This is a genomic window from Terriglobus sp. YAF25 (assembly GCF_052113305.1).
Classification (GTDB): domain Bacteria; phylum Acidobacteriota; class Terriglobia; order Terriglobales; family Acidobacteriaceae; genus Terriglobus.
Window position 1 is genome coordinate 1 of sequence record NZ_JBFRCY010000879.1, and the last position, 2022, is coordinate 2022.

Below are 2022 nucleotides of genomic sequence, written 5' to 3' on the forward strand. Positions count from 1 at the left end.
GCATCACGCAGGTTCCGGAGAAGACCTGCCAGGTGTCATCGTTGGCAAGCCGGTGTACCAGCTTGCGGTGTTGTACCTTCCAGCTTCCGATCAGGAAATCGAAGTCGTGTTCGGAAGAGGTGCCTTGCGTGGCTGCGTCCTGCACTGCTGGCTGCGATTGTGGCGTCATCATGAGAGCGGTTCCGGCCAACAACCTACCAAATTGCTCCTGACATTGTGAAATACTCTAAAGCATTTTCCCTGTTGCTTGGTATCCCGGAAGGGGCGTGCAGGGGCGTTTTCATTGCGGAAAACGCCCCTAGATGCGGAAGCCCTACACCACACTTACAGAGAAAATGCTCTATCGCAAGGGAGGCGGCTCCGGGATGTCTTCGACCGTGTAGCCGGCGGGAACCTGGAAGAGCTTTTCACTGGGCTCTGTGGCTGAGATCTTCACCAGGGCATACTTTGTTTCGCCGAACCGAGGATCGTTTTGAGTGCTTTCGAGAATCAGTTTGAGATCCGGTGAGTACCAGGTCTCATGGGTGATCTCGATGGGAGAGTCATTGCCGATGGAGTTAGCCGGGATGACGACGCGCGTACTATAGCCTACAGCCTTGAATCCTTCGATCTGGCGCTCACCCGCATCGGTCCCCCGACAGAGAGAATGCCGACCTCGGCGGGCATGCCCGCAGCCGCTACCGTGCACGGCCCGCTGGAATCATCCGCAGGCTCGCAATGGATGGAGTGGGCAACCTGCGTTTGTGCGAAGGCGCAGAGGGACACGGCGAAGGGGAGTGCGACGGCATAACGGAGGGTTGCGGCGTGCTTCATGTCAGTTCTCCTTTACAACCTGAAGTGGAAGGGGCAAGCTGATTGATTTCGGCAATCCATCATCGCCGAGCGTGACGTCTGCGATGATCCTGGAGTCCGCGGCTACTGCAGGCAGGGGCAGGCCCAATGCCGCCAGTTGCATCTGCGGCATGGCTACGCGGACGACGGTGGAGGTGCCGGTCGAGATATCCGGATTGGAGTAGGGCAGAGAGACAGTAAGCCTGTCCATCGGCTTTGGTTTGGGTGCCGCATGCGGCACGTGCGTGGTCTTCTTTGTGCTGGCTACCGGGACAGAGGTTTCAGGGACCCGAGGGTGGGAAGGATACGAGTTAGAGCCAAGCGACGGCGGCACTCCCGGTGGCGCCTGCAGATCCAACGCAGCAATTTGAGGACGGGTTGGTAAGAACATGACGACCACTACAATCGCAAGCGCGGCGACCGGAAGCGCCCACAGCCAATGATGCTGGAGAGCCTGCCGCCAACGGAGGAATGGTGTGCTGTCGAATTGCAGGGATCCCATAGCCTCCAGTTGTTCGCGGATATGGGGAGAGGGCTCTTGCGGAGAGGCCTCTCGCAACAGGCGCAGCAACTCGTCGGTATGAGAGAGGCGTTTGTCAGCCATTCGCAACGGATGCTTTGGCATGGAGACCTCCTTCCCTGAGTTTGCGATGATTCTTCCTGCTTCGATCACCGGCGGTTAGCTTCGCAGTGAGCAGAACCTTGGCGCGGTTCAACCGGGAGGCTACGGTGCCTTCGGAGCACTGCAGCATTGCCGCAACATCGCGATAGCTCTTCTCCTGCAGTGCGCAGAGAACGACGACGGTACGGTAGTGTTCCGGCAGCTCGAGAATGAAGCGATGGAGCAGCTTGATCTCGGTTTGTGTTGTCAGCGCCGCAAGATACTCCCAGGACCCTGAGGTCTGCTGGATCTTGTTGAACAGTCTGCTCCAGTCCATCTTCCCCTGCATCTCGTCCAGCGAAAGCAGCCGCAGGTTTCTGCGATGCTCCTGCTTGGCAAGATTACGCGCGATACCGAGCAGATAGCCTTCCAGGGTCCCTTTGGCGGAATCGAAGGAACGCATCGGCTCGGGGGTGGCCATTGCATCCAGAATCACGATGAAGACCTCCTGCGTAAGCTCTTCCGCCGCCGAGATGGAACCCGTCATATGCATTAGATAGCGGTATACAGTTCTGCCGTAACGGTCATAC

The 2022-nt window shown here is 58.2% G+C and carries 3 protein-coding genes; all 3 read right to left on the reverse strand.

The genetic code is table 11. The features are described from left to right. Window positions 1-588 precede the first annotated feature (588 nt). A complete protein-coding gene (locus AB4043_RS24780; protein ID WP_442308429.1) occupies window positions 589-813 on the reverse strand; it encodes a hypothetical protein in 225 nt (74 codons plus the stop codon). Between the two features lies 1 nt (window position 814). Further along, on the reverse strand, window positions 815-1456 hold the full coding sequence (locus AB4043_RS24785; protein WP_442300697.1) for a hypothetical protein: 642 nt from the start codon (window positions 1454-1456) through the stop codon (window positions 815-817). Further along, on the reverse strand, window positions 1428-2022 hold a 595-nt coding region (locus AB4043_RS24790; RefSeq protein WP_442308430.1), incomplete at its 5' end, for an RNA polymerase sigma factor. The genes AB4043_RS24785 and AB4043_RS24790, both read right to left, overlap by 29 nt.